The 20290-nt window shown below is 62.5% G+C and carries 16 protein-coding genes, 1 tRNA gene and 2 pseudogenes; 11 read left to right on the forward strand and 8 right to left on the reverse strand.

All coding sequences use genetic code 11. The features are described 5' to 3' along the window. Positions 1 to 629: 629 nt before the first annotated feature. From B097_RS12645 to B097_RS13285, 6 genes are all read left to right on the forward strand, one after another. Positions 630 to 1148, forward strand: a complete 519-nt coding sequence (locus B097_RS12645) for a P-loop NTPase family protein (RefSeq protein ID WP_048402601.1) — start codon at positions 630 to 632, stop codon at positions 1146 to 1148. Positions 1149 to 1748: 600 nt separating this feature from the next. Beyond that, positions 1749 to 1821 (forward strand) — tRNA-Glu (locus B097_RS0106760). A gap of 65 nt (positions 1822 to 1886) precedes the next feature. Then, on the forward strand, positions 1887 to 3104 hold the full coding sequence (locus B097_RS0106765) for a DUF418 domain-containing protein (RefSeq protein WP_018581780.1): 1218 nt from the start codon (positions 1887 to 1889) through the stop codon (positions 3102 to 3104). A 29-nt stretch (positions 3105 to 3133) separates the two neighbouring features. Next, on the forward strand, positions 3134 to 4360 hold the full coding sequence (locus B097_RS0106770) for an alpha/beta hydrolase (protein WP_018581781.1): 1227 nt from the start codon (positions 3134 to 3136) through the stop codon (positions 4358 to 4360). Between the two features lie 51 nt (positions 4361 to 4411). Next, complete coding sequence (locus B097_RS12650) at positions 4412 to 5419, forward strand: pyridoxal-phosphate dependent enzyme (RefSeq protein WP_018581782.1); 1008 nt, start codon at positions 4412 to 4414, stop codon at positions 5417 to 5419. Further along, on the forward strand, positions 5416 to 8166 hold the full coding sequence (locus B097_RS13285) for an FAD/NAD(P)-binding protein (protein ID WP_018581783.1): 2751 nt from the start codon (positions 5416 to 5418) through the stop codon (positions 8164 to 8166). Before B097_RS12650 ends, B097_RS13285 begins: the two co-directional genes overlap by 4 nt. Here the strand turns inward: B097_RS13285 and B097_RS0106785 are convergent. From B097_RS0106785 to B097_RS0106795, 3 genes are all read right to left on the reverse strand, one after another. Next, complete coding sequence (locus B097_RS0106785; protein WP_018581784.1) at positions 8163 to 9008, reverse strand: SGNH/GDSL hydrolase family protein; 846 nt, start codon at positions 9006 to 9008, stop codon at positions 8163 to 8165. The two genes, B097_RS13285 and B097_RS0106785, sit on opposite strands and share 4 nt — an antisense overlap. Before the next feature lie 5 nt (positions 9009 to 9013). Continuing rightward, complete coding sequence (locus B097_RS0106790) at positions 9014 to 10948, reverse strand: solute carrier family 23 protein (RefSeq protein ID WP_018581785.1); 1935 nt, start codon at positions 10946 to 10948, stop codon at positions 9014 to 9016. A gap of 85 nt (positions 10949 to 11033) precedes the next feature. Next, the gene (locus B097_RS0106795) at positions 11034 to 11927 is read right to left on the reverse strand and encodes a LysR family transcriptional regulator (protein ID WP_018581786.1); all 894 of its coding nucleotides are present in this window, start codon (positions 11925 to 11927) and stop codon (positions 11034 to 11036) included. Positions 11928 to 11997: 70 nt separating this feature from the next. Here B097_RS0106795 and B097_RS12660 point away from each other — a divergent pair, with 70 nt between their 5' ends. Then, complete coding sequence (locus tag B097_RS12660; protein WP_115324648.1) at positions 11998 to 12978, forward strand: SLAC1 family transporter; 981 nt, start codon at positions 11998 to 12000, stop codon at positions 12976 to 12978. Here B097_RS12660 and B097_RS13710 read toward each other — a convergent pair. From B097_RS13710 to B097_RS0106810, 3 genes and pseudogenes are all read right to left on the reverse strand, one after another. Then, positions 12975 to 13160 (reverse strand): annotated as a pseudogene (locus B097_RS13710) (OsmC family protein); the annotation flags it as partial. The gene B097_RS12660 and the pseudogene B097_RS13710 overlap by 4 nt on opposite strands. Positions 13161 to 13183: 23 nt before the next feature. After that, a pseudogene (locus B097_RS13715) lies at positions 13184 to 13291 on the reverse strand (hypothetical protein); the annotation flags it as partial. A 76-nt stretch (positions 13292 to 13367) separates the two neighbouring features. Next, positions 13368 to 14081 carry an IclR family transcriptional regulator gene (locus tag B097_RS0106810; RefSeq protein WP_018581789.1) on the reverse strand — a complete coding sequence of 238 codons (714 nt, stop codon included), beginning with the start codon at positions 14079 to 14081 and terminating at the stop codon, positions 13368 to 13370. A gap of 48 nt (positions 14082 to 14129) precedes the next feature. Here B097_RS0106810 and leuC point away from each other — a divergent pair, with 48 nt between their 5' ends. Together leuC and leuD are read left to right on the forward strand one after the other, a co-directional pair. Then, positions 14130 to 15551 carry a 3-isopropylmalate dehydratase large subunit gene (gene leuC, locus B097_RS0106815; protein WP_018581790.1) on the forward strand — a complete coding sequence of 474 codons (1422 nt, stop codon included), beginning with the start codon at positions 14130 to 14132 and terminating at the stop codon, positions 15549 to 15551. A gap of 12 nt (positions 15552 to 15563) precedes the next feature. Next, positions 15564 to 16154 carry a 3-isopropylmalate dehydratase small subunit gene (gene leuD / locus B097_RS0106820; protein WP_018581791.1) on the forward strand — a complete coding sequence of 197 codons (591 nt, stop codon included), beginning with the start codon at positions 15564 to 15566 and terminating at the stop codon, positions 16152 to 16154. A gap of 4 nt (positions 16155 to 16158) precedes the next feature. Here the strand turns inward: leuD and B097_RS0106825 are convergent, their stop codons facing one another. Further along, positions 16159 to 17160, reverse strand: coding sequence for an NUDIX hydrolase (locus B097_RS0106825; RefSeq protein ID WP_018581792.1), 1002 nt, complete (start codon positions 17158 to 17160; stop codon positions 16159 to 16161). Positions 17161 to 17252: 92 nt separating this feature from the next. On the opposite strand from B097_RS0106825, the gene B097_RS0106830 reads away from it, so the two are divergent. Together B097_RS0106830 and B097_RS0106835 are read left to right on the forward strand one after the other, a co-directional pair. After that, the gene (locus B097_RS0106830; protein ID WP_018581793.1) at positions 17253 to 18251 is read left to right on the forward strand and encodes an NAD(P)H-dependent glycerol-3-phosphate dehydrogenase; all 999 of its coding nucleotides are present in this window, start codon (positions 17253 to 17255) and stop codon (positions 18249 to 18251) included. Positions 18252 to 18283: 32 nt separating this feature from the next. Continuing rightward, positions 18284 to 19327: a D-alanine--D-alanine ligase family protein gene (locus B097_RS0106835; protein ID WP_018581794.1), complete on the forward strand. Its 1044-nt coding sequence runs from the start codon at positions 18284 to 18286 to the stop codon at positions 19325 to 19327. 7 nt (positions 19328 to 19334) lie between these two features. Here B097_RS0106835 and B097_RS0106840 read toward each other — a convergent pair whose 3' ends face one another. Continuing rightward, complete coding sequence (locus B097_RS0106840; protein WP_018581795.1) at positions 19335 to 20264, reverse strand: DUF3515 domain-containing protein; 930 nt, start codon at positions 20262 to 20264, stop codon at positions 19335 to 19337. Positions 20265 to 20290 lie beyond the last annotated feature (26 nt).

Consider the following 20290-nt stretch of genomic DNA (forward strand, 5'->3'; position numbering starts at 1 on the left):
CCGATGGCGGTGCAGGTGGCGGTCAGTGATCGGTAGTCCTCGCGGTGCTGCTGGACCATCCGGACGGCCCGGGTCTTGAACTCGGGGTCGTAGGACTTTTTCATGCTGGTGATCCTTCCTTATCGGAAGGCGGCAAGAAACCCGTGACGGTTCATGGCTGCTTATCACATTATTGGTGCCACACCGTGTATTTCGGGCTGATGGTGGTGGTATATGCCTGGGTGGCATATATTTTTGGTGTTTAGTGTGGCCAGGTGCTGTAAATCATCGTTTCCGGACACACTTTTTGACCCTTAACCCTATTTTTCCTTAACCCGTAACCCGTGTCGATAGCGTTTTCGTTGAGGCTGGTCGTCCTAGCTTGGTTTTCGCTGTGGGCCAGGAATGAATGTTGGTCTGTGGCTTAGACCGTTGGATTGCTCGTCTAACTACAAGCGAGACAATAAGTCCGTAAACTATCCCTCCGAACGTCGCAGAACCCAAACTAGTTAAGAGAGCGACCCAGAAAGGCGGGCTATTCGCTTCAGATTGTAGCCGTTCTGGCCCTTCCTATTTTTTTCAATTGCCCGCGAAGCCTGCGCACCAAGCCTAGTTGTGGTGCGCCATCAAATTTGGCAAGGTGGATCGTCGTGAAAAGGATCATGGTTATCGGCGCCCCCGGCACCGGAAAAACCCACTTCAGCCAGCAACTCAGCACAATCACCGGCATCGAAGTGACCCACATGGACCTGCTGTACTGGAACGCTGACAAAACCCCGGTCACCCACAGCGTATTTCGGTCGCGGCTGCTCAACGTGTTGCATAGCGACGCCTGGATCTTGGACGGCAACTACCAGCGCACTCTCGACTTGCGGATGCACCACTGCGACACCGTCTTCTTCCTCGACTATTCCGTGGATACCGCGCTGCGCGGCCTCGACCAACAACGCGTCGGCCCCCGCCACGACGTTCCCTGGCAAGGGGAGCACCCCTCATCAAAGGTGCAAGAGTCCGTGAGCATGTTCCCAACACGGTCGCGCCCGGTTATCGTCGATAAGCTTCGTGCGCTTGACGACATCGCTGTGCACACTTTCCGCGCTCGCGCTGAGGCTGAGGCATTCCTTACCGAATTGGCAGCGAACACACCTGACCAGCACGTCGTACGATAAGCGTGATCTGCGCGCATCCTGGATGATGGGGTAGAACCACTTGCAGTGATTGTGAAACCCTATTCCTCGCTTTTGGGGAGGGTTAAGGTAAGTGGTACTGAACCAGTTGGCAGAAAGGAGATTGGATGGCAGAGATCGGAAACGATCAGAAACGCAACAATCGCAGCCATGCTGATCGCCTTTCGTACCCCGGATTAATCGCGGCATAGCCATAATCCAAGCTTCACAGTCGCCAGATATGCGAGAAGCCAAGGAGCTAGACCCGGACGGTGTGGAAGACGACAGCACACCGGCACCGCACACGCACCACGAAGTTGGCATGTACTGAAGCCTCGCGAGTCAACCACTAAATAACCGCGGACGTGGTTACGGGTGAGCACGAACCCGGGCCACAGAGACTTCCGCACAGACGACCTGCAGCTCAGTAGAGATCAACTTCCGCGTGGCGGAGGTGCGGCTAAGGTTCAGCAGCACGCACCCCCAGACTTCCGCTGGGGGTGCGTCACTACGTTACCCGTATCCTTTTGGCGTGCTGAGCAGCTGATTTGTGCAATACGCGAGTGTTCATTTATTGTTAACAAGTCGCAAACGCGAGCACAAGCCCCGTTCGTCTAGCGGCCTAGGACGCCGCCCTCTCACGGCGGTAACACGGGTTCAAATCCCGTACGGGGTACAACTAAGGCAGTCAGTGGTGATCCACTGGCTGCCTTTACACTTGTCCATTGCTAAATTGGACGAATGAAAACGCGCATTGCGGGCCTAGACGTTGCCCGCGCTATCGCCATCCTGGGAATGGTCTATAACCACCTCGGGCCCTATTCCGGCCCAGCTCATACGGTGTCTTCAGGTTACCCATCGGCACTGTTCGCGGTTCTTGCGGGATTCTCACTATGCCTGATGACCGCGCGCGGCAATGCGGCCGGTGGCGAGGAGCTTCTGCGTGGTCGTTACCGCCTGCTGGTCCGCGGTGTGATCATCGCTGCGATCGGGATTGTGCTCACGATGGTGCAGTCCTTCATCGTGGTCGTGCTATCGGCGATTGCGGCCATCCTCCTGCTGCTCGGTCCCGTGACCCGCTGGAGGACCCGCGACATTCTCTGGCTGCTTGTCGGGGTGGCGATCCTCGGCACCGCCGTGCAGAAGGCGGCATCCCAGCTGGGTGTCTACTCCGAGTTCCTCACTGGGTCTTACCCGGTGTTTACGTGGTTGGCATTCGGACTGGTCGGCATCCTCGGCTACAGGTTCCTTCTTGAAGATGAGCGGGTCCAGGCTCTCACGGCTGTCGTTGGCCTTGGTGTTGGAGCGGCGGCGCTGTCGTCGCGTGACCCGATGGTGGTGCATGAGCAGACAGGCACCAACGGAACAGTCGATGGCGAAGTATCCGAGACGTTTCTCACCGCTTGGCTATCCGTGGAACCGCACTCGGGCGCGCTGGGCGATCTGGTGGTGTCTGCTCTCGCAAGCGCCGGCGTGGTGTCTTTATGTCTGTTGCTCTGCCGCGCGGACATCGTCGTAAAGCTTCTATATCCGCTGCGCGCGCTTGGGTCGATGGCCCTGACCGCCTATGTTGCGCACTGTCTGACGGCAACGCTGCTGCTGTCTGGGTTCTTTGGATTGATTGGCGGGGTAGAGAAGGAGCCCGTCCCGGCGCAGATTTACGACATCGGGATGAGTGAAGACACGCTGGGCGGGTTGCCGTGGGCGCAGTACCAAGAGCTTGTTGCAACATCGCCCGGCTGGCAGGAATTGTGGGACGCTGAGGCGGAAGCCATGGGTGAGGCGGACGACGACACCGTCCAAGAATCAGAGGTGGATTATGGCCCGTTTGCGTTGTGGATCACCGTGATCGGCTTGCTTGTGTTTGCTTCGCTGTGGAAGCTGTGGTTTGCGCGTGGTCCGCTCGAGGCCGGTGTGCGCAGCATCGAAAGGCGATTGATTAGACCCACCCAGGTATGACCCAGACATAGCCCAGGTACGCTAATCATATGAAAAAGTTCGCCATGGGCGCCGCCCTTGTCTTAGCCGCCACGGGTCTGCCGGTCGCCCACGCCCAGGCGCCGTTGGATTCCTACAGTTCTACCAGTTCGGATCCGCACGCCGACTACTCGTCGATCGGTTCGAGTGCCCATGATGCGTCTTCGGCTGCAGCGGCGGCTTCGAGCCTGTCCTCGGATGTTCCGTTGTCCTCGGGGCCTGCGATTGCCGCGGCGGAGCTTGTGGAGGGGCCGCTGGGCTCGGCCCTGTTCCAGGGTGTGCCAGGGGTGACGGGCTCGTCGTTAAGCTCGGGCTCCAGCGATGCCTCGGCGACGTTCCCTGACCCGGATGCGCCACCGGCCGAGTTCCGGGACCTTCAGCACCTGGAAGGTGACGTGTATGAGCTCACGGTGTATTCGCCGTCGATGGACAGGTTGGTGAAAAACGACATCCTGTTGCCCGGCGGACCAGAGAACACGGCACCGCGGCCCACGTTTTACCTGATGATGGGGGCCGATGGCGCGGCCGGCGGCTGGAGCTGGTATAACTCTAGCAACTACCAGGAGTTCTTCGCGGACAAGCAGGTCAACGTGGTCACGCCGAAGGGCTCGGTCAGCTCGATGCAGGCGGATTGGTATCAGGAGGATCCCGTCACCGGCTCCAACAAGTGGTCCACGTACCTCACGCGCGAGTTGCCGGTGCTTATCGACGATTACTTCCACGGAACTGGCACTGATGCTATTGCGGGGATCTCTATGTCTGGTGGGCCGGCGTTGGCTGTGGCCTCGCTGGATACGGATCGTTTCAAAGCCGCCGCATCGTATTCGGGGTGCCCGTCGACCTCTGGGGTGCTGGGCACGGCTTATGCTGCGTCGGCGGTGACGATGAACGGGGGAGACCCAACAAAAATGTGGGGTTTGCCGGGCGATGAGGCATGGGCGGCTCACTCACCTGTGCTACACCTGGACCGGCTGCGTGACACCGCGCTCTTTGTCGGCGCAGCCCAGGGCGTTCCCGGGGAGATCGACGGTGCGCCACTGTCCTCGCGGATTAACGTACAGATGGGCATCGAAATGGCCTCGTATGCGTGCTCGGCACACTTCGTCGACCAGGCGCGCAAGCAGAACGTGCCCGTCACCTGGTATCCGATGGTGGAGGGGACCCACACGTGGGGTGTGTTTGAGAAGTTGATGCGGGAGTCGTGGGCCACGATCGGGCCTGCCATCGGCGCGGAGTAATCTCCGTCACAGTCCCGCTTTCCTTGCCTACGTAAGCATAAGCTTGTGTTTATGTCTTATTCTTCCGGGGAGACGCTGCCCGATTTACTCGGCAACACCCCGCTCGTGCGCTTCGACCGCTTCGCCGCATCTCACCGGCCACCGGGCGTGCGCCTCTGGGCAAAGCTTGAAAGCTTCAATCCCGGCGGCAGCGCCAAAGACCGCACGGCCCACGCGATCGTTACTGACGCCATTCAGCGCGGTATCGTCAGCGCAGGAACCACAGTGGTGGAGTCCAGCTCCGGCAACTTAGGTGTGGCCTTAGCGCGAGAAGCTGCCACCGCCTCGTGGACCTTCCACTGTGTCGTCGATCCGAAGGCCAACCGATCCACCGTGTCCTATATGCGGGCCCTAGGCGCCACCGTGCACGAAGTCACAGAGCCGGACGCAGCAACGGGGGATTGGTTGACTGCGCGCCGCACGAAGGTCGCCGAACTTATCGACGACATCCCGGATGCTGTCACACTGGACCAGTACTCCAATCGCGCAGCCCTCAGCGCCCACTGTGATGGAACCATGCGAGAGATCGTCGACACGCTCAGGACCGCCCCCGATTACTTAGTGGTGGCGGTGAGCACCACCGGAACCATCGGTGGCTGCCTGCGCTATATCGCCAGCCACGGCCTAGACACCCAGGTGGTCGCAGTCGACGCGGTGGGATCCATCCTGTTTTGTGGCCTGCGCGGTACACGCCACCTGCCTGGATTTGGCGCGGGCATGGTGCCGGAATTATCGCGCGGCCTTGCTCCACACCGGATCATCCGTGTGCCAGATGTGGAATCGGTCGCAGGCGCTCGTCGTTTAGCGCGCAGCGAAGCCTTCCTCGCTGGCGCCTCAGGCGGGGCAGTCGCCGCAGCACTGGAGCAACTTCTCCCCGAAGTCGAGGACGGCGCAACGATCGCCGCGATCTTCCACGACGGCGGTGTGCCGTACCTCGACACGATCTACAACGACACCTGGGTCGAACAGACACTAGGTATCTCGCCCGAAGAGCTCCAACAGAAAGTCAATCACGCGTGAACACCTTAAACATCGCCATCGTTGGCGCCGGCCCCCGCGGACTGTGGGCAGTCGAGGAACTGATCGACCGCGCAGCACGCACCAACACCCAGGTGGCCATCGACGTCTACAACCACGGCCCGATCGGCGCCGAAGGTGCCTACGGACGTAACCAGCCAGACTCGTGGCTACTCAACGTTCGTTCCTCAGCCATCAGCACCCGCATGGGACATTTCGACGACTGGCGCACCGACAACCACGACGACCCTTTCCCGCCACGCAGCATGGTGGGGCACTACCTTGCCGACGCCTGGCAGACCGCCGCCGCTCATGTGCCACCGAGCTCGCGGCTGCGTCACATCGAACAGGAGGTGACACAGATTGATCAGGACGGCCAACAATGGCGGATCGGCACAACGCTTTACGACGAGGTCCTCCTGGTCACCGGGCACGCGGCCACCTGGCCGGGCAGCCTTGCCAACGCCCAACTCGATACCGCGCTGCCGGTGATCGCACCCGCATACCCTTTCTCACAACTAGAGACCATCACTAGCTCAGACCGCGTGATGGTTCGCGGCGCAGCATTGACGTTCATCGATATCACCCGTTCCTGCGTCGCCGAAATCTTCTATCCGGTCACCCGCTCCGGGCGATTCATGGAGGTGAAAGCCGGAGACCTCAACATCGACCGCAGCACTAAACTAGCCCAAGCCCGCCACGACGTGCTTCACGCCGCCGACACTACAGAGCTCACCCAGATCCTCGCAGACTACGCCGAGGTGATCCTGCGGCGCGCAACAGGAACAGCGGACCCACAAGCCATCCAGGCTGTCCTCAACGGCACCGACGGCGGCGACCCAGTCGCCGACCTCCGCGCCTCCTACCAAGCAGCCACCGGCCAGCGCCCACTCACCCCAGCACTAGCCGTGGCCTGCGCATTCAACGATATCTTTAACGCGCTCGTACAACGCGCCAGCTTCACCGGCCGCGACACCATGACCGACCTTGACGAACTCACAACTCGGCTCGAACGCGTCGCCTTCGGCCCACCACCCGAAAGCGCAAAGCACCTGCTGGACCTGATCGACACCGGGCGCATCGACACCACCTACCTCGGCCGTGGTACAGAAAATATCGCAGCGCTTGCCGACGAAGCCGGGGCCACAGTGATCGTCGACGGCGTACTGTCCCCACCCGGCGTCGTAGAGGGCACACTGATAGACAACCTCGTACAAGCAGGCCACGCACAGCTCTACCGAGACACCCGCGCCCTGCACACCCACCCCGACGGCACCCTCGTCGGCCAGGACCACCTAGCAGCCGCCGGACGCGCCACCGAAGGACACGTACTAGGCAACGACACTCTCAACCGCACCATGCACGACGTCATCCCACGCTGGGCACAACGAGTCATCCCAACCCCGCAGCACGTCCACGGCATCCCACCCATGACAGCGCGCACAGAACCGTGGGCCGATGAGCTCCTCAACGACCCACACGCATGCACGGCACTCATCGAAGAATTCTCCAGTCCCGTCAACGTACTCAACGCCCACGACATGGAACGCAACATCGACGAACTAGTCGACGCTGCCGCGAAGAAAGGCGTCGAGCTCCACGTCTTCTTCGCCCGCAAAGCCAACAAAGCACTGACCTTCGTCGACACCGTCCGCAACGCAGGCCACGGCGTCGACGTCGCCAGCCAGAATGAACTCACGCAAGTACTCGCGCGCCGGGTACAAGGCAACAAGATCATTTTGTCCGCCGCCATCAAACCCGACGCGCTGTTGAGCCAGGCCATCGATAACGACGTGACCATCTCCGCGGACAGCGTGGCTGAACTAGAACGCATCTCACGGTTAGCGGAGGGCAGCACGGCCTTTGTTGCGCCGCGTCTGGCGCCGGATCCGGCGACGATGCCACCGACGCGTTTCGGCGAACGCGCGCAGACGTGGGCTGACCGTTTGCGCCATGAGGTACCCAATGTGACCATCGTCGGCCTGCACGTCCACCTCCATGGCTATGCGGCGCGCGACAGGCAGACAGCGCTTCGTGAAGCGATCGCACTGACTGACACCCTGCGCGATCACGGGCACGCGCCACAGTTCATCGACTTGGGCGGAGGAGTGCCCATGAGCTACCTCGACGACAAGCAGCAGTGGGACAACTATCACGCGCTGCGCCGCTCCATGCTGGACGGCTACACGCAGCCGTTTACCTGGAAGTCTGATCCCCTGACCACCACCTATCCGTACTGGCAGGAGCCCACCCGTGGCCCGTGGTTGGAAGAGGTCCTTTCTGGAGGCATTGCGGAGGCGTTGTCGTCGCGTGGCTTGCGCCTGCACCTGGAGCCGGGGCGCAGCCTGCTGGATGGCTGCGGTGTCATCCTGGCGGAGGTCGCTTTCGTCAAGACCCGCAGCGACGGATTGCCCCTTGTGGGCCTGGCGATGAACCGCACGCAGTGCCGCACCACCTCCGACGACTACCTGGTCGATCCGATCCTCGTGCGCACCCACCGCAGCGCCGAACGTGACGACGAACCCCTCGAGGCATACCTGGTGGGCGCGTACTGCATCGAAGACGAACTGATCCTGCGCCGCGCGATCCACTTTCCGCAGGGTGTAGCCCCGGGCGACATCATTGCAATCCCGAACACCGCCGGCTACTTCATGCACATCCTGGAAAGCGCCTCCCACCAGATTCCGCTGGCTAAGAACGTGGTCTTTCCACCGGGCACGCTCGACGCCATTGACGCACCAGGCGCCTAAAGCACCTGCGCGACCGCCTTGCCCATAGCTACCTGGCCAACAGGGGTGGGGTGCAGCGGATAAGCTTCTGTGGCAATCCCCGTGATGTCCGTCCACCGCTGGTCCGCCTCTGCACAGGCGGTGTGAGCGGGGGCATCGTCGGGAAGCACGAACAGGGCGCCGTGGCGCTGGGCGGCTGCACGGATTTCGTCGTTAAGCTGCTCGGTCACGGTGACTGCCCAGGCGCGGTCGGCGGGGGAGACGAACCATGCTGCGTCGCACGAACCTTCCGCGGTGACCAGTGGCATGTATCCGGTGACGATCACCATTGCTTCCGGCGCGCGCGTGGCGATCTCCTCGTGGACCATGTCCAGCTTTCCGGCGAGATCGCTAGTGTCCAGGTGCGCGAATTGGGCCGCGCAGTTCGAGGGCGCATCGGATAAAGCCGCGTCTCGGAAGCAGGAGACGATGTCCGGGAACCCAAAATCATTCCCGCCGATGCTCAGCGTGACAAGGTCCGTCGCCGAATCAATCGCGTCCACTTGGGGCGCGATGGGGCCCTCGGCGGTCTCGCGCGTACCGACGACATGGTCGGTGATCGCGCTCGAGCACGTCACGTCCGTAAAGTTCTCGACGCGCTCGTGTTCCGCCACATGGTTGGGGTAATTGTCGGCAGAGCGCGTACACGCCGACGGGCCGGTGGTCTTCGCGGCGCGCGATCCCATCGCCGAATAAGAATCACCCAGCGCCACGTAGTGCTGGTAGATCTGCGGCTCAGGTTCGGGTTCGGGCGGGGTCGGGCTGCACGAGGCCAGACAGACCGACGCCACCAGAACCAGGGCACTGACGACAGGCCTCAACACGCCGCTTACTCCACCTCGGTGAATTTGCGGTCCCAGGCGGAACGCACCGGGTTAGCATCGGCAAGCAGGAGGTCGAAGCGGTCATTGGCGATCTCAATGATCTCCGTGAGCACGGCCCGGTGTTCCTGTTCTGGCGAGTTCGCTAATCGACGAAGGCCTTGCTCCACTACGCTATCCACGGTGTCATTGGTGTCCAAGTAGGCGACAAATGGCATACCGAAGGTGTCGTGATACTTCTGGGCGATCGTCGTTACGCGCTCTGCGTCAACATCGTCCATGTCCTCAAGGCCGAGAGAGCCGCGGTCCGCGGAGATGCTGGATGCGTCCTCGTCGCTGGCCAGCAGCAGCTCATCCATGGCGGGGTAGTCGTGGATGAGGCGCTCGCGCTGGTCGCGGTCCGCGGTGAGCACACCGACCTGGATGGCGGCGCGCAGCTCATTGACATCTTCGAATGGGCGGGACTGCCACGCGGCTTCCAGCGGGAAGGTCTCGTTATTGAACAGGGGGCGAAGCGCTGCGACGAACTCTTCGCGCTCCATGGAGTTGAGCTCATCGAGTGTGACGGTGGTGCCGGTCGCGCGCGACACGGAGGTGCTGTCGTCCTTGCCTACGTGGAAGAACAGTAGGTTGAGGGCGATCGCGGTGATCGCACCGATGGACATGCCCGAGGAGACGAATGCGCGGGCCCACTCTGGGAAGACCATGGCGATGTCCGGCTTGAAGGTGACCAGCATGGCCAGTCCCAGGGCGGCGGTGACGATGGTGGCGTTGCGCCCGTCGGTGATATCGGCCTTCGCGATGGTCTGCAGACCGACCCACGCCACGTTGGCGAAGAGGATCAAGGACGCGCCGCCCAGTACCGGCGAGGGAATCGACGCAACGATTGCGCCGGCCTTCGGCAGCAGGCCCAGCAGGATCATGAAACCGGCGGCGGCCACGGCCACCCAGCGGGACTTCACGCCGGTGAGGCGCACCAGGCCGACGTTCTGCGCGAAGCAGGTGTAAGGGAAGGAGTTCATCACACCACCGATGACGGTGGACAGGCCATCGGCGCGGATCGCGCGGACCACGTCGCCGCGGCGGATGCGCTTTTTGACGATCTCACCGGTCGCGAACACATCACCGGTGGTCTCCACCATGGTGATGATCATGACGATAATCATGGAGAAAATCGCGATCAGATCAAACTTCGGAATACCGAAATAGAACGGGGTGGTGATCCCGAAGGCATCCGCGTCACCAACATCATCGAAGTTGGTATCGCCCAGGAAGAAGGCCACAGCCGTGCCGAGCACCAGTCCGATCAGTACGGACAGCGTTCCCAGAAATCCCTTGAAGAAGCGCTGCACCAAAATGATCACCAGGATGGTGCCGAATCCGTACAACACATCGCGGGTGGCAGGCACCCCTTCGGCATAGTTCACCAGGTCATTGGCTGACACCGACAGGAGTGACGTACCCATCACCAGCAGCACCGTTCCGGTGACCACCGGCGGGAAGTACTTCAGCACACGCCCGAACAGCGGTGCGACAAAGAAAGTGAACAGGCCAGCGACGATGATGGCGCCATAAATCGTCGGCAAGCTGGCAACGCCACCCTCGCCGCCGGTTGCCCCCAGGCCGATCGCGATGATCGGGGAGACCGCGGTCGTCGTCACGCCTTGAATGATCGGCAGGCGCACACCGATGTGGCGCCCGATACCCATCGCCTGGATAATCGTGGCGATGCCGCACGTGAGCAGGTCCGCGTTAATCAGGTGAATGGTGGTCTCTGTGTCCAGATTCAGCGAACTGGCGATCAGAAGCGGAACGATGACGGCACCGGCATAAAAAGCCAGCACGTGCTGTAGGCCAAGTGCCGCTAGCTTGGGCGCTGGCGGGACGGCGTCGACAGGGTGCTGGGGTGTGTGCTTGGGCGCAGCTGGTGAAGCAGTTGCCACGAAGTCCTCCTTGGAAGGGGCGAAGCAGGTATTGAGTTACGCCATCAGAGTATCCGCTCAAGCTTTGAAAGTACGAATGAGAGCTTTACGACGCCCGCTCGGTGCGCGCGACATTGATCAGCGCCTCCGCGTCTTCATTGAGGCTGGCACCACGCAGGCGCACGGCGGTGAGATGGCGCAGGAACGTTAGGCCGGGCGTATCGACGACCACCAGGCGGCCGAGCGCGATCTGGTCCAATACCGCGCCCCGGGCGATCACGCCGGGGGCGCCCAAGGCCACGATGCCGGCGCGCTGGGAGGCCAGCGACCCAAACTCGCCGGCCGGGGTAGCAAGGGTTCCTAGCGCATCTTCGACAACCTCGCGGGTGCCCGAGCCTTCCTCGCGCACGACGAGGGGCGTGGTGCGCAGCATGTCGGCGGTGGCGGTGCTGCCCGCCCAGGGGTGATCGGCGGGCACAACGACGACTAACTCATCCACACCAAGGTCCGATTCCACCAGGTGATGTGGAGAGGTGCCGCCTTCGACGATGCCTACTGCGACCTCGCCACTGGTGACCAGATCACGCACACCTGTGGAGTTCGCCTGGCGCATCGCCAGTTGGACCGTGGGGTAGAGGGCGTGGAACTTCGCGGCCCACACGGGGTAATAGAGTTCTGCCACCGTGTTTGAAACGGCGATGTGAAGGTGGCGGGCGGAGGAATCGTCGTTAAGCGAGGCGACGAGTGCGGTGAACTCACCGGCGGCGTCAAACAGGGTGGGCAGCGCGTCGATGACTTTCGTGCCGCGCTCTGTGAGTGTCACGCCATAGGGGGAGCGGTTGAAGATGGTCAGCCCTAGGGTCTCCTCGGCACGGGCGATGCGGGTGCTCATCGTTTGTTGGTGGATGGCCTGGTCGCGTGCTGCCGCGGAGATAGAGCCGGTGCGAGCCACGTGGTGGAGTGCTTGGAGGTCCTCGAACGCCGGCAACTTGGGGTACATGGTTTCATGGTACCCCTCACCATGTGCATGGACTCCTAAAGATGGCAGTGGCGAACTTAACATCACAGTTATGACGAAACCAGTACAGCTCCCGCCTCCCGGGCCCGCATGGGCTGGGTCGCTGATGGGTACCTCCATCGCTGCGACCCTGACTAACTTGCACGGGTGGCCGGTGGTGCCGTGGATCTTCGCCATCATCGCCGCGGGGATCTGCGTGTACATTTCGGTGGGCTGGCTGGTGCACCGTACACCTGCGTTTACTCACCTGAAGATGGGGCCGTGGGGGATGTACGCCATGGGCATTTTGGCTCTGGGATCAGCGTGGACGTCGGTTACTGGGATGGACGTTTTTCAGATTGTCACCTGGTGGGTCGGCACGGCTTTGGCCATTTGGGTGTGCCTGCTGCAGCTGCGCGGATTTGAGGATGAGCCGAACTTCACGTGGGGCTTGGCTCTGGTGGCTCCCATGGTGGGCGCGACCGGCGGCGGGCAGCTCGCCGCGGAACACGGCCCGGTGTACTGGTATGTCGGCGCCGGGTGCTTCGTGTTATCCGTGGTGACCGGTATCCCGATCTTCGCACGGGTTTATGTCGATGTTGTGCGCGGAAAATTTGCGCCTTCCGGGGCTGCGGCTGGTACCGCGTGGATCCCGCTGGGCATCGTGGGGCAGTCCACCGCGGCGGCCCAAGTGCTCTTCGGCGGTTGGTACGGCACGCTGCACGGCATCGTGATGTTTAGCGTGGGCATCGTTCTTGTGGCGTATGCCGCGTACCGATTCTGGCCGGCGATTGCGAAGTGGGAAGAATATGGTCCCGGCTGGTGGGGCTCCACATTCCCCACCGGCACCATCTCGCTGGGCGCGCATTACCTGGCGCTCACCACGGGTGCCGCTTGGCTTGAGATGGTCAGTGTTCTCTTCCTGTGCCTGCTCGTGATCCACTGGAGCAGTTGTGTCGCCCGCTGGGCGTGGTGGCTGAGCCACGAATCGCCCAGGGCTGTGGGGGCTGCCCGGCCACGCACCGACTCTGCTGCTGCCGGCGCACGTGCCTAGACTAGCTTGTGCGTCAAGTTTGCTGGGCGTGTGTAGGTGTTCACCACTGGGGACCAGGTGATCGCGTCATCGACGATCTTCTGGAGAGTCTCGCGGTCTGTGTCGCCGTCCACGTCAATCTCAACGCGCACGTCGGAGACACCTGGGCGTTTGTCTTCCGAGATGTCGCCCGTGCCCCAGGTTGCGCGTCGTCGATGAGGTGCAGGTGAAACTCTGCGGGCGGGCGTTTGGTGGCGTTGAGCGTGGCCACGGTGCGTTCGAGGGTGGAGAGCCCGCGGGGGCCCAGGCCGATGATCGCTAGCGAAGGCGACATGAACTTCCCTTCAAGAAAAGACAATTTAAACAAAGTAGTAGGTGGCGACTGTGCCACCTGGTCTGCTTAAGCTGCCTTATTCTGTAGGGAATACATTTATCGCGTGGGTGAGTTGGTGGGCGGCTTCTTTGAGTTGTGCGCCCCAGGTTGCTGCGGGGGAGGGGCCGAGGCGCTCCGCCGGTCCGGACACGCTGAGTACTGCGACCAGCTCGTTGTCGGGGCCAAGTATGGGGGCGGACAGGCTGGCTAGGCCGGGTTCGCGTTCGCTGACGGATTCGGCGATACCTTCGTCGCGCACCGCCTTCAGGGTCGCGTCTGGGAATGCAGACTGAGTGGTCTGTGAGTAGGCGGCGAAGATGTGGGCGGCAGAGCCGTGAGTCAGCGGAAGCTGGGACCCGACCGGCACTGTGTTGTGAAGGCCGACCGGTGGTTCCTGCGCGGCGACGCAGGTGCGCGTCGTGCCCGTGAGCTGGTACAGCTGGACGGATTCGCCGGTGGTGTCGACTAGTTCCGTCATGATCGGGGCCGCGGCGGCCAGCAGCATGGTGGGGGTCGTCGGGGCCAGTCGTCGCAAAGCGCCGCCCGTCACCCACGTGCCGTTGGCTGTGCGCGCAAGCAGCCCGTGGGCCTCAAGTGCTGTTGCGAGGCGGTGGGTCGTGGCGCGGGGGATACCGGTGGCGTCAACGATGTCGTGGAGCTGCGCGCCGGCTGGCTCGGCGGCGACGGTGTGGAGGATCGCCACGGCGCGATCAAGTACTTGGATCCCACTGGCTGCGCTATACTGTCCCATAGAACGAACACTACCATCCCACTGTGTGAGATTAGTTAGGAGATGCTCATGGCTGACAAGCCGTTGACACTGGCAGAAAAAGTGTGGCGCGACCACGTCGTAAAGAAAGGCGAAGGTGGCGAACCTGACCTGATCTATATCGACTTCCAGTTGCTCCACGAAGTCACCAGCCCCCAGGCCTTCGACGGCCTGCGGATGGCCGGACGCACAATGCGCCACCCGGAACTTCACCTGGCCACCGAGGACCACAACGTGCCCACCGAAGGCATCATCTCGGGCAACCTGCTGGAAATTAAGGAACAGACCTCCCGCGTCCAGGTGGAAACTCTGCGCAAGAACTGCGAGGAATTTGGCGTGCGTCTGCACTCCATGGGCGATGTGCAGCAGGGCATCGTGCACACCGTCGGCCCGCAGCTGGGCATTACTCAGCCGGGCATGACGATCGTCTGCGGTGACTCGCACACCTCCACCCACGGCGCATTCGGCGCCATCGCGATGGGCATCGGCACCTCCGAGGTCGAGCACGTCATGGCGACCCAGACCCTCAGCCTCAAGCCTTTCAAGACCATGGCCATTGAGGTCTCCGGCGAGCTCGCCGAAGGTGTGACCGCGAAGGACCTGATCTTGGCGATCATCGCGAAGATCGGCACCGGCGGCGGCCAGGGCCACATCATCGAATACCGCGGCGAAGCCATCGAGAAGTTGTCGATGGAAGCCCGCATGACCATCTGCAACATGTCCATCGAAGCTGGCGCCCGCGCCGGCATGGTCGCCCCCGACCAGAAGACATTCGACTACGTTGAAGGCCGCGAGTTCGCACCCAAGGGCGCTGACTGGGACGCCGCCGTCGAGTACTGGAAGACACTGCCTACCGACGAAGGCGCCGAGTTCGACACCGTCGTCGAAATCGACGGCTCCGCACTCACCCCATTCGTCACCTGGGGCACCAACCCCGGCCAGGGCCTACCGCTGGGTGCCACCGTGCCCAACCCCGAGGACTTCCACGACGAATCCTCCAAGGCTGCCGCCGAAAAGGCCCTGGCTTACATGGACCTAGAGCCCGGCACCCCGCTGCGCGACATCAAGATCGACACCGTGTTCTTGGGCTCCTGCACCAACGCGCGTATCGAAGACCTGCGCGCGGCCGCCTCGGTCATCGAAGGTAAGAAGATTGCCGACGGCACCCGCATGATGGTCGTGCCATCTTCCACCCTGGTCAAACAGCAAGCAGAGGAAGAAGGCCTAGACAAGGTCTTTACCGACTTTGGAGCCGAGTGGCGCACCGCCGGCTGCTCGATGTGCCTGGGCATGAACCCCGACCAGCTCGCACCCGGCGAGCGTTCCGCTTCCACCTCGAACCGTAACTTCGAAGGCCGCCAGGGCCCGGGCGGGCGCACCCACCTGGTCAGCCCGCTGGTCGCCGCCGCCACCGCGATCACCGGCCACCTTTCAAGCCCCGCAGACCTCTAAGGAGAACCAACTATGGAAAAATTCACCACGCACACCGGCGTCGGCGTTCCACTGCAGCGCTCCAACGTGGACACCGACCAGATCATCCCCGCCGTGTTCTTAAAGCGCGTCACCCGCACCGGCTTCGAGGACGGCCTCTTCCACAACTGGCGCACCAAGGAAGAAGACTTCGTGCTCAACCAGGAGCCATATGCCAACGGCTCCGTCCTGTTCGCAGGCCCAGACTTCGGCACCGGCTCGTCGCGCGAGCACGCCGTGTGGGCGCTCATGGACTACGGCTTCAAGGCCGTGTTCAGCCCACGCTTCGCCGACATCTTCCGCGGCAACTCCGGCAAGGCCGGCCTGCTCGCGGGAATCATGAGCGAGTCCGACATCGAGCTGATCTGGAAGCAGTTGGAGCAGGAGCCCGGCATGGAGGTCACCGTGTCGCTCGAGGACCGCACCGTCACCGTCGGCAACTCCACCTACACCTTCGAGATCGACGACTACGCCCGCTGGCGCCTCATGGAGGGCCTCGACGATATCGGCCTCACCCTGCGCGAGGAAGACCACATCGAAAGCTACGAAGCACAGCGCCCCGCCTTCAAGCCCGCGGTGAGCTAGCCGATTAGCGCACGGGCAGCGGGCTCGGCATATAGTCCGCGCCCACCAGCTCACCATCGTGGAAGGCCAGCGACCACACGCTGGCCTTCTTCGCTTTGATCTCATCGTCGATCGGCAACCGCCCCCGCGCCGCCAGCCACGCGATCATGTCCGGGATGATCAGGCCCTGCCCGACGATCACACTCACACCACCCTCGTTGACCACATCCATGAACGCCGCCTGGGCCTGCACCTGGGAGTCCAGCCACCCGTCGTCGCCGAATCGCTTATCGACGACCACCTCTAACCCAAGCTCATCGGCAAGGGGAGCGGCTGTGTCCTGGCAGCGGTCGGGAACCGCCGAATAGATGCGGATCGGGGCAAAAGGCGCGAGCATCGGCACCAGCATCTCTGCTTGGCGGCGCCCCTTCTTCTCCAGCGGGCGCAGGTCATCGTTGCCGTCCCACTTCTCGCGCGCATGAGCCTTGGCGTGACGCACATACAACACACGCGCGGTTGCGGGGTGGAGCAGCCGCTTCTCCGCCTTCTTCAGCACCTCGGTGTCCAGGTCATAGGTCACCAGGTCTTGGGCCTGATCCATCGGCAGCCAGCGGATCTCATCCACCTCGTCGTTAGGCACGAACACGCCGCCGGTGACCTCGCCGGTCCAGTAGTAGACCACCTTCATGGAGCCCGACACCGGATACACAGTCTTGCCCAGCAGCTTGCCCAAGCGCACCGTGTAGCCGGTTTCCTCTTTGATTTCGCGCACCGCTGTGACCGGCAGCGATTCCATCGGATCCACCTTGCCCTTGGCCAGCGACCAATCGTCGTAATGCGGGCGGTGGATGCACGCCACCTCGATCTCACCGGCATCATCGCGGCGCCACAGCACGGCCCCGGCGGCGAGAGTGGTATTGGGGAATTCCTTGATCGGCTTGGCGGGGATGCGCTGCAAACGCCCCGTGATCCACTTTTCGCCACGCTTATCTTTGTCTGTTTCCAGCAAGACGTTCTTTTTAGCCATGGGTTCAATTGTGGCGCATCGCGGCCCCGCGCGCTATCTGATCTAAGATAAACCGCAACGGATTTTTTCGCGTATCGACGAAGGAGCAGGCAATGGTCAACGTCGCTGTCATGGGGGCTGGATCGTGGGGGACCACCCTAGCGAAGGTATTTGCAGACGCCGGCAACACAGTCACCCTGTGGGCCCGCCGCGACGAGTTGGCCCGCGAGATTGCAGAGACCAGGCGCAACCCGGACTACCTGCCGGAGGTGGAACTGCCGGAAGCGATCAGCTCCACAAGTGATGCGGCCGAAGCACTCGACAATGCAGCGATCGTCGTGTTCGCGGTGCCTTCGCAGACCATGCGCCAGAACCTCACGCAGTGGACGCCCCTGCTGCCTTCAGACGCCACACTCGTGTCTATCTCCAAGGGCATTGAGACCGGCACCTATAAGCGGATGACGGAAGTGATCGAGGAGATCACCGGCTTCGGCCGCGAGCAGATCGCCGTGCTCACCGGCCCGAACCTGGCCCGCGAAATCGCTGACGAACAGCCCGCCGCCACCGTGATTGCCTGCACCAACGTCACCCGAGCGAAGCTGGTCCAAGCAGCTTGCGCCACGAGCTACCTGCGCCCGTACACCAATACAGATGTGATTGGCTGTGAGATCTCCGGCGCCTGTAAGAACGTCATCGCTTTGGCGTGCGGCATGGCGTCCGGCCGCGGGCTGGGGGAGAACACGCTGGCCACCGTGATCACCCGCGGGCTGGCAGAGATCACTCGCCTGGGCACCGCCTTGGGCGCAGACCCCCGCACCTTTGCCGGCCTCGCGGGGCTAGGGGACCTCGTCGCCACGTGCAATTCGCCCCTGTCGCGTAACCGCACCTTCGGCTACCAGCTGGGCCAGGGCGGCACGCTGGCAGAAGCAACGGCCGCCACCCAGGGCCAAGTCGCAGAGGGCGTCATCTCGTCGAAAAGCGTGTTCGACCTAGCAGGCACCGTGGGCGTGGAGATGCCAATCACGCAGGCGGTGTTCGGCGTGTGCCACCAGGACATGTCGGTCGCGGACACGATTGTGGCGCTGATGGGCCGATCGAAGAAGTCGGAATAGGCCAGGGTTGTAGGGAAAGGTAGTCTGAGTCAGTGATTCGTGTAGCAGTTGTTTATGGTGGCCAGTCCACTGAGCATTCCATCTCGTGCATCTCCGCGGGCTCCATCATGGGGGCGCTGGATCGGGAGAAATATGAGATCATCCCCATCGGCATCACGCGCGACGGTGTGTGGGTGCAGGGTAGCCTCGACCCGGTCGCCGGGGAGCAGCGCCCGTCCGTGGCGCCTGGCCCGGAGGTCGCGCTGAGCATTAACCCGACCCGCCGCGGCCAGATCACCATGGTCGATACCGGCGAGTTGATCGCTACCGCCGACGTGGTCTTTCCCGTCATGCACGGCCCGTTCGGCGAGGACGGCACGATCCAGGGATTGCTGGAGATGAGCGGCATTCCTTATGTGGGCACGGGCGTGTTGTCGTCTGCGTGCGGGCAGGACAAGGAGTTCACGAAGAAGCTCATGGTGGCGGAGCAGCTGCCGATCACCGATGAGTTCATCCTGCGCGAAGGCGACGTGTTGCCGGAGGATCAGAAGGCGCGCCTGGGCCTGCCTGTGTTCGTCAAGCCGGCGCGTGGTGGTTCGTCGATCGGCATTTCGCGTGTCGACGATTGGGGCGACCTTCCCGCGGCGATCGCCCTGGCCCGGGAGTCGGACGACAAGGTGATCGTGGAAGCCGAGCTGGTGGGCGATGAGGTTGAGGTCGGGGTGCTGGAATATCCTGACGGTTCGATCGTGGCCTCCCCGCCGGCGCTGCTGGTGGGCACGAACGATTCCGACGAAGGCTTCTACGGCTACGAGACCAAATATTTTGATGACGTGGTGTCTGCCCAAATTCCTGCGCCTTATGACGAGGACACGATCCGCCAGATCAAGGCGCTGGCGGTGGAGACGTTCCGCGCGCTGAACTGCACCGGCTTGGCGCGCGTGGACTTTTTCGTTACCGCGGAGGGTCCGGTGCTCAACGAGATCAACACGATGCCCGGTTTTACATCGATTTCCATGTACCCGCAGGTGTTTGCGGCTGCGGGCGTGCCTTACGACGAGCTGCTGGACACGCTTATCCAAACGGCCTTAGCCTAAGGCCGGCCTAGAGGGCTTGCTCGATCGCCTCGGTGATGTGCACGATCGCCGCGTTGCCCGCATTCTGGGGCACGCTGACGGCCACGTTGGCGTCACGGCCCAGGGCGAACCAGGTCGCGGCGGTGGAACCGTTGATCAGGCGGGTGTCTTCGAACCACGTCACGTTGTTAATCTGCTGGAGCTGTTCCCCGGCCTGGTAGTTTTCGGGATCTGCCACGCCACAGCGCAGGACGATCGGTTCGACACCCGGTGCGGTCCACACGGCGGTCGCCGGCTCGTCGACACGCACTGGGGTGTAACCGTCCGCGACCTCCTCGGGCAGGGTCTCCATCAGGGGTTCGCAGGTCTCAAGATCGCCCTCATTGGCGGCAAGCCCGGACAGGGGAGCGGAGTTGAACTCAGCGGGGCGCTGCTCCAGCATGTCGATCGGCAAGTCCTCTACCGGGTTCTCAGCACCATCTAGCCCGTGCTCGTCGGCGGTGACCGCTACGACAGGGAAGCGGTCAGTGGTGTACCAGGTGGACAGGCTTGATTCGGGGGTGGGATCGTCGACACGCATCCACTCCACGCCACCAATCTCCTTGGTGGGGGTGTACTCGTCGTACTGCAAGGGCATGTCGACGCCGCAGCGCAGCGTGATCCGCTCAATCTCGGTAGTTTGCCACGCGGCGGCACCGGCCGGGGCAGGTTCCAGCAACTCCGCTCGGTCGTGGCCTAAGAGTTCGCCAGGGAGCTCGTCGATAAGCGCCTGGCACTCAGGCGAATCCGCATCGGGTGCGTCGACCGGGCCCATGGCCACCGGCTGGTTCGTAGCCTGGTCGAAGAACCACTTCGCTCCGAACAATACGCCGACAACAAGCGCTAGGGCGATGGCCAAACTGATATAGACCGGAGTGCGGTTGAATTCCGCACCTGCACGCGATGTATCGTCAGACATACCTGATAAGTCTACTGAAAGGCCTG

It is taken from the genome of Corynebacterium pilosum DSM 20521 = CIP 103422 (assembly GCF_000373805.1).
Lineage (GTDB): Bacteria > Actinomycetota > Actinomycetes > Mycobacteriales > Mycobacteriaceae > Corynebacterium > Corynebacterium pilosum.

Coding starts and splice junctions, on each gene's coding strand:
- leuD (WP_018581791.1), top strand. CDS start 15,564: ATGGAAAAATTCACCACGCACACCGGCGTCGGCGTTCCACTGCAGCGC.
- B097_RS0106810 (WP_018581789.1), bottom strand. CDS start 14,081: ATGGGACAGTATAGCGCAGCCAGTGGGATCCAAGTACTTGATCGCGCC.
- leuC (WP_018581790.1), top strand. CDS start 14,130: ATGGCTGACAAGCCGTTGACACTGGCAGAAAAAGTGTGGCGCGACCAC.
- B097_RS0106795 (WP_018581786.1), bottom strand. CDS start 11,927: ATGTACCCCAAGTTGCCGGCGTTCGAGGACCTCCAAGCACTCCACCAC.
- B097_RS0106825 (WP_018581792.1), bottom strand. CDS start 17,160: ATGGCTAAAAAGAACGTCTTGCTGGAAACAGACAAAGATAAGCGTGGC.
- B097_RS0106830 (WP_018581793.1), top strand. CDS start 17,253: ATGGTCAACGTCGCTGTCATGGGGGCTGGATCGTGGGGGACCACCCTA.
- B097_RS12650 (WP_018581782.1), top strand. CDS start 4,412: ATGTCTTATTCTTCCGGGGAGACGCTGCCCGATTTACTCGGCAACACC.
- B097_RS0106770 (WP_018581781.1), top strand. CDS start 3,134: ATGAAAAAGTTCGCCATGGGCGCCGCCCTTGTCTTAGCCGCCACGGGT.
- B097_RS0106840 (WP_018581795.1), bottom strand. CDS start 20,264: ATGTCTGACGATACATCGCGTGCAGGTGCGGAATTCAACCGCACTCCG.
- B097_RS12660 (WP_115324648.1), top strand. CDS start 11,998: ATGACGAAACCAGTACAGCTCCCGCCTCCCGGGCCCGCATGGGCTGGG.
- B097_RS0106765 (WP_018581780.1), top strand. CDS start 1,887: ATGAAAACGCGCATTGCGGGCCTAGACGTTGCCCGCGCTATCGCCATC.